This is a genomic window from Desulfovirgula thermocuniculi DSM 16036 (assembly GCF_000429345.1).
Lineage (GTDB): Bacteria > Bacillota > Desulfotomaculia > Desulfotomaculales > Desulfovirgulaceae > Desulfovirgula > Desulfovirgula thermocuniculi.
The window spans coordinates 1-1,216 of record NZ_AUBR01000131.1; the positions used below are offsets into that span (position 1 = coordinate 1).

The following is a 1,216-nucleotide window of genomic DNA, read 5'->3' on the forward strand; positions in this document are numbered from 1 at the left end:
TCGGCCTCACCGCCGGGGGCAACTCGTGGGTGCGCTCGGACGTGCTCGTCAACGGCCCCCTGGCGGTACAGGGCAACGGCTGGATCGGGATGCCGTCGAACAGGAGGACCGTCTACGCCGACGGGTTGGTGAACGCGGGGAACAAGGGGACCATCTTCGGGGACGTCTACGCGACCTCGGCGATAATCGGCTACGTGTCCGGCAAGAAGAACCCCTACTGGGATCCGCCCGTGCCCTTTCCTGAGATCGGCGACGTGAACGCGCTGGTCGGCCTGGCGCGCTACATAGCCCAGGCCCAGGAGCAGGCCACGGGCAAGAAGCACTACTTCCCCGGCGACAAAACCTTCACCGCCTCCGAACTGGCTGGCCTCAGCGGCACGTACTTCGTCGAGGGCACTGCCTACCTGCCCGGCGGCGTGACGAACGCCCGGGCAGCCGTCGTGGCCGTGAAGGGCATAAGCGTGACGGGTTCCCTGCAGGCCGAGGGGGTGACGCTGATCACGGCTGGCAATCTGGCGCTCAGGAACTCCAGCGACACCTCCGTGGCCCTGGCGGTGGCGGGCGGCGATGCGGGCTGGAGGCAGACGGGCGGCGGCAACGCCTCGTTCACCCTGAAGTACGGTGCCCTGGTGGCGGGCACGATCAACGGCGGCGACCTTAGGGGTAGCGTAGTCCTGGAGCAGAACGACGCCGTGGACTTCGGGACGATCTCCGCGCCCGTCCACACGGCGCGGGTAATCAGCCAGAGCGAGGTCTGGTAGGTACTTCTTTCCGAAAGGGGGTTTTGCGCCGCGGAGTGGAAGTCCTGAGGGTTTCTTCTTGTACCGATCCCCGGAAGCTGGCGGGGGCCGTGGCCGCCGTGCTGCGGAAGTACGGGAGGGCCGTCCTGCGGGCGTGCGGCCCGAAGGCGTGCCACGCGGCGGTCAAGGGCGTCATAGCGGCCCGCGGCCTGACGGCGCCCGAGGGGGCGGATCTCAAGTTCGCCCCGCGCTTCGAGAGGGAAGGCGGTACGGTAGGTATTGTTTTCGAAGTCTTCTGGCGTTAAGACATTTTTTGGAAAAGGAGGTCGATCTTCTTTGCGTACGTCGGTGTTCGTCGTTTCTCCGGTGGTCGGTTCTGCGGTGACGGGCGGCCTATCCTGGTTCCTCTCTGGCGCCCTAGCGTCCGCCGCGCCGCTCTGCGCGGCCTCCGCGGCGGCGGGCGCGCTCTGCGGCGT

2 protein-coding genes are annotated in these 1,216 nt (G+C 67.4%); both read left to right on the plus strand.

The annotated features are described in order from the left end of the window. Nucleotides 1–230 precede the first annotated feature (230 nt). A complete protein-coding gene (locus G454_RS19775; protein ID WP_156896858.1) occupies nt 231–761 on the plus strand; it encodes a hypothetical protein in 531 nt (176 codons plus the stop codon). A gap of 35 nt (nt 762–796) precedes the next feature. Further along, complete coding sequence (locus G454_RS0115220; protein WP_027719240.1) at nt 797–1,045, plus strand: stage V sporulation protein S; 249 nt, start codon at nt 797–799, stop codon at nt 1,043–1,045. The last annotated feature ends 171 nt before the right edge of the window (nt 1,046–1,216 follow it).